Raw genomic sequence first — 5,340 nt, forward strand, 5'->3', positions numbered from 1 at the left:
TGACAGAAGAGGGATATAGCGGTTTTCAATTTTATGAGGTACAGAGTTATTGGTTTTAGGAAACATAGAATTGGGAACAGGAAAAAATAATATGTACCTCATTATGATAAAAACCGCTATAGTTTTTTAAAAATCAACGAACACTATATGTGAAAAAAAACCATTGTCAATAATAAAGTGTGTGCTGGTGGCGAAGGTAATCGCCCTGGTTACCAGCTAAATGCTGTCAATGCAACCGGATGCACTGTAGCCTATGGGTGCTCTAATAATTTCTTGCACGAAAGCCCATCAGCTTGGTGATTTTAAGTACCGTTAGTTGTCGCCCCCAGGCAGGCTCTTGAGCCTGTTGAGGCTAGTGAGTGTGTGAAAGTAGCAATTATTTTCCCCACAGCCCACACCCGGTCACCCTACACCCAGTCTCCTTTTTAGCCTTGTTGTCACCCTTGAGGAACTGGTGGGTTATTTCCACCGTGCTGTACTAGGCTCAGTGCTACTGATCGCGTGGCTCGATCAGGACTTCGTTAATTGCGACATTGGGCTTTGTCATAACTGCACCAACAATGCAGTCGGCGATGTCAAACGGGCTGAGCAACTGTGTGTCCGAAGCCCACCCATGTCCTACTTTGAATTGCGGATTAATACCGAGCGCTTCGAGCGTCTTCGTGTCGCTGTTAGTCTGGACGAGATTCGTTCGGACATCCCCCGGTTGAACATCGGTTATTTTGATGCCTTTGCCACGGAGCTCATTACTCAGATTCTGTGACAGGGTGGTGACAAAGGCCTTTGAGGCACAATACACCGACAACCCTGGGAACGGCGTCTTGGCGGCATCACTGCTGACGTTGATGATGTGACCAGATTTCTGCCGAATGAGCACAGGCAGGACAGCGCCGATGCAGTTGACCACTCCAGTGATGTTGACATCAATAGTTCTGGCCCATTCTTCAAAAACTCCGTTCTCCATGAAGGTGTAGAACATCACCCCGGCTGAGTTAATCAGCACATCGACACGGCCATAGCGCTCCATGGTAGTACGAACCAAGCCCAGTACTTGTTCACGCTGTGTGATATCCGTGGGCGCGACGAAGCAAGTGCCGCCTTGCTCCTCAATGAGCGCTTTCACTGTATTGAGCTTGTCGGCATTCCTCGCGGCTAGGACGACGCTGGCACCATGGGCGGTCAATGCGATCGCTGTTGAGCGGCCAATGCCAGAAGACGCACCCGTGCAAATGGCCACGCGACCTTTCAACCTTTGTGATTGAATAGAATATTTTTCAGCCTGGATCAACCAGTAGGTTTTGATGCCGTCTTTGATGTCTTGGAGTTTGTTCTTGAAGGCTTTAACTGTCTTTTCGAACGCGGCAGCGGAATAGTGTGCGGTGATTTCATCCTTGCGCCCAAGCAGGCGATCAAGCTCAGCTTGCGTATGACTAGTGTAGCTTTCCGTTTCATCGGAAACTTGAATCCGGATGAATGTATTGCGCTCGAAAATATCGTAATAATCTGATTGCATGAGTAGATGATAGCCCTTGCGGTCAAGCACTGCCTGTTGCTCTTGGGTCAGTGGCTGATCCGAGATACCATAGTCAGTGGCGAGGAATTTACCTCCGGGCTTGAGCCATGATCTGATCTTCTGAAACAGTTGATTTTTTCGCTCGTTATCGAAGTGCAGCAGAGCATCTCGACAGATGATGTAGTCAAAGGAATTATCATCAAAATGCGTAGCGATGACATCGCCGAGGATGAATTCACACTTGGACGAACGTTCTTCTGCCACTCGCCTGGCATGCTCGATCAGCTCCGCTTCCCGGTCGATGCCAGTGACTTGAGCCCCATACTCATTCTCGAGATAGAAGGCGCTGCCGCCTAGGCCGCAACAGACATCCAGAATGTGTGTGCTCGGTCCGAGCTCCTCATCAGCGAAGAGTAGGGCAAGATATGCTGACCCTCCGCAGGACATGAACCCTTCACCAAAGGCCAGCTCAAATAGCTTCACGTTGTCCATGCTGTATTGTTTTTCAGTGACTGCCATCACACAACTCCTGATTGTTTGAGGTTTTCGAGGTACGAGCTGGGGCATTCAGGTATCTGGGTTTTGCCCTGATCGACGCCTAGCATCCTTGTCATCTTGGCTGCCTGCTCAAGGTTCAATGCGGTGTACAGACCCCATTCGATCGAGTCGCTGCCCAACAAGCAGCCATGGTGGGCCAGCAACAAAATATCAGAACCCTTTTTGAATTGATCTGCACAGGCGGCGGCGAGCTCCTGAGTACCCGGTTGAATGAATGGCAGGATAGAAACCCTGCCAGCGAGGTAGTAGGTATGATCGACGGTGATGGTTCTGATGTTGATATTGGCACTGGCGAGCAGGATGGCTTCCTGGGGGTGAAAGTGCAACAAGCATAGGAACTCTGGCCTCGCTCGATAACCCGCAACATGCATTGCCGTTTCGGAGGATGCCCCCGCAGGAACATTATTATCTAGTTTAAAGGATACGAAGGAGTCAATATCGAGCTCATCAAGACACGTGCCTGAACGTGTGATGGTAATCTCGTTGGCTTCTGGGTCATAGGTGGAGAGGTTGCCACCATCGGCGATAGTTAGATCGGAGCTGACCATCTTTTTTCCCAGTGCGATCAGCTTGTATACGTTTTCTTCGATCATGAGAGCGCTCGTATGGTATGTTGGGGGTCACTAGAGGGAGCATACTTGATGGGTCGCAAGCTCCTGACGACCGCCTAGCCCGACCTTAGACTCCGTAGCCCGCACAGGGAGATATGCAGGTTTGCCCAGATCGGTCAGGGGGCTGCACGGTCATTTCTTCATTCTGAAAAAAAGAAAAACCTAGCTAAAAGCTGACCTGATCAACACCTTGATCTAGCGATCTGGCCTGAAGGTATTGATCAATGGCTTTGAAATAGAGGGAATGAAAGTGATGAACTCCGTGTTCGGTTTCACCCTTGTCGTCCCCACTGCACACAACGAAACGACCACCTTTTTCGTAGGCGGGTGTCTTCATGCCCCTCTGCACGCTTTCAATAATGTCGATATCTTCCTTTTGTAAGACTTTGTCGATATACTCAATCGCTTCCATCTGCTGAGCCGTTGGGGTCGATTCTTGGAAGAAGAAGTCGAAGGTTTCGATCGTCGTTTCAGCATCAACCGGAATGAAGTGCCAAACCATCCAATTAGGATCTCCGGGGTAACGTAGCAGGCCGGTATTGGGCCACAGCCACCAGAGGAAATGATCTTGGACGCTTGCCCCTTCAACGTTGTAGGCTGAGTTACTACTGGTCATGCTAGCCGGAGCAATTTGGCTGGAGTAAATATCGTACGTTGTGACCTGGTAATTACGCATATCAAGTAACGTCACGAGATCTTTGTGAGCCACCTGACAGTGATAGCATTCCAAGAAATTGTCGACTGCAATCTTCCAGTTAGCCTTAAGGTGATAGGTGAGTCGGTAGGAATGGGTAAGTGTCCCTAAGTCAGGGGCATATTCTAGAATTTCACGGGCTAGCTCGCCCGACTGAATTGCCAGCGGTGTCGCCTCTGGGTTGAGGTTTACGAAGACCATGTTACAGAACTCTTCGATTTGAACCGACACCATCCCGAAATCGTCAAAGTTAAAATCTTCCATGGTCTTCGAATGTCGGGCTGAACAGAGGGTTCCGTCTAGGTTGTAGCCCCAAGCGTGATAAGGGCAGACAAAGATTTTAATGTTGCCTTGATCCTTAACCAGCTCATGGCCACGGTGGCGGCAAACGTTGTAAAAGGCTCGCAGCACACCCGCTTGATCACGAACGGCTACGAAAAATCGTCAAAGTTAAAATCTTCCATGGTCTTCGAATGTCGGGCTGAACAGAGGGTTCCGTCTAGGTTGTAGCCCAAGCGTGATAAGGGCAGACAAAGATTTTAATGTTGCCTTGATCCTTAACCAGCTCATGGCCACGGTGGCGGCAAACGTTGTAAAAGGCTCGCAGCACACCCGCTTGATCACGAACGGCTACGATCGGTCGCCCCTGAATGTCGATGGCAATATAGTCTCCGGAATGACGAAGGCGCTCCACATGGCAGACATACTGCCAACTGTTGTAAAAGATCGCCTCCCGCTCAATGTCCAGAAAATCCGGCTTGATATAGGCACGAGCTGGTAAAGAATATGAACATTTTGGATCGCTATTAAAATGTTCGGTTATGGTTTGTAGCTCACAAACTGAGATGGTCATTTTTAACTTGCGAATCAGGTTTGGGTATATGCTAGTTGACGATTGTTGGTGCTTTTTAGGTTAGCGCGTCTAGAAAATATTACAGAAATGATTCTATTACTCGGTTTAAATACATAAAACTACAGAATATCCGATTTTTACGTTAAAGGTTTCTGCAAATGATCCCATGTTTATAGCCATCTCTATTCTTCCATAATCGTCTTTTAATATCAGAGGATACCCTTCAGGAACATCGCTAAATGTCCGACCAATTGGTAAACATAAACTTTCAGTATGAGAGGGTGTTATTTGAATCATGTTTTTATTATCTAATTCCAATTCTTTCCACAATTCATATTTTATATTCAGATGAACAGACCCGAAACGGCTGATTTGGATAACGGTAGCGTATACTAAGTTATCAATAACCACAGCCTCATCATATACCGACCTTACTAGATTGTTTACGTCAAGGCTTGATCCAAATTCATCAAACGAAACGCCATTTGATAGATGGGCAGCAACTGGAGCATATATATCTCGGCCCTGGAATATATGTGAAACTGGCGTCCGTATGTATGCAGTATTTTCAATTGTGGTGGCTTTTACGATGCCCCCTAAAGTTCTTGCTGCGGGAATTAGGCTCCCGTTATCTGGGCCAAGCAACCAATCACCACGGTACGTTTCTAAGATTAGCGAGTTACGGTCGTACCAGACACCAGGATCGCATATACACACATGAGCGCCAACAGGAAGAAAAGAAACCTGCTCTAAGGTTCTTGCTGCAGCGATAAGATTAAATGGAGGCAATTCGTGCGTTAAATGAATAACGTGTGCATGAGGATATATTGACAATATAACGCCTTCCATTAGCCCTACCCCCTGACTTTGAGCACCAAAATCGCTTGTTAAGCTAACAAAGGCTTTTTTTCTATTCATAGCAATTCCATAAGCTTCAACATGATGGTAGGTACGACATTGTAGATTATAGAGCTACTCACTGATGTATTATTATTGTCACACTGAGCACATAACGAAATTGGTTTGGGGAAGAAGACAAGCCGCTAACTACCACAGACCAACAATAACCAATTTAAATGACGCATGATTCACCTCCATAACAAACCAACGA

5 protein-coding genes are annotated in these 5,340 nt (G+C 47.3%); all 5 read right to left on the reverse strand.

Annotated elements, in window-relative coordinates:
* Positions 1-490: 490 nt before the first annotated feature.
* The 5 genes from F6K57_RS09650 to F6K57_RS09675 all read right to left on the reverse strand — a co-directional run bounded on the left by F6K57_RS09650 (position 491) and on the right by F6K57_RS09675 (position 5,147).
* Positions 491-2,032 (reverse strand): SDR family NAD(P)-dependent oxidoreductase, encoded by a 1,542-nt coding sequence (locus tag F6K57_RS09650; RefSeq protein WP_293066935.1) that lies wholly within the window; start codon positions 2,030-2,032, stop codon positions 491-493.
* Positions 2,032-2,664 (reverse strand): class II aldolase/adducin family protein, encoded by a 633-nt coding sequence (locus F6K57_RS09655; protein WP_293066938.1) that lies wholly within the window; start codon positions 2,662-2,664, stop codon positions 2,032-2,034. Before F6K57_RS09655 ends, F6K57_RS09650 begins: the two co-directional genes overlap by 1 nt.
* Positions 2,665-2,848: 184 nt before the next feature.
* On the reverse strand, positions 2,849-3,787 hold the full coding sequence (locus tag F6K57_RS09660; protein ID WP_364302117.1) for an aromatic ring-hydroxylating dioxygenase subunit alpha: 939 nt from the start codon (positions 3,785-3,787) through the stop codon (positions 2,849-2,851).
* Positions 3,788-3,875: 88 nt separating this feature from the next.
* Positions 3,876-4,229, reverse strand: a complete 354-nt coding sequence (locus tag F6K57_RS09670) for a Rieske (2Fe-2S) protein (protein ID WP_293066943.1) — start codon at positions 4,227-4,229, stop codon at positions 3,876-3,878.
* A gap of 105 nt (positions 4,230-4,334) precedes the next feature.
* Positions 4,335-5,147: an SAM-dependent chlorinase/fluorinase gene (locus F6K57_RS09675; RefSeq protein ID WP_293066946.1), complete on the reverse strand. Its 813-nt coding sequence runs from the start codon at positions 5,145-5,147 to the stop codon at positions 4,335-4,337.
* Positions 5,148-5,340: the final 193 nt, after the last annotated feature.

It is taken from the genome of Moorena sp. SIO4A5 (assembly GCF_010672005.1).
GTDB lineage: Bacteria > Cyanobacteriota > Cyanobacteriia > Cyanobacteriales > Coleofasciculaceae > Moorena.

Coding starts and splice junctions, on each gene's coding strand:
- F6K57_RS09650 (WP_293066935.1), bottom strand. CDS start 2,032: ATGGCAGTCACTGAAAAACAATACAGCATGGACAACGTGAAGCTATTT.
- F6K57_RS09655 (WP_293066938.1), bottom strand. CDS start 2,664: ATGATCGAAGAAAACGTATACAAGCTGATCGCACTGGGAAAAAAGATG.
- F6K57_RS09670 (WP_293066943.1), bottom strand. CDS start 4,229: ATGACCATCTCAGTTTGTGAGCTACAAACCATAACCGAACATTTTAAT.
- F6K57_RS09675 (WP_293066946.1), bottom strand. CDS start 5,147: ATGAATAGAAAAAAAGCCTTTGTTAGCTTAACAAGCGATTTTGGTGCT.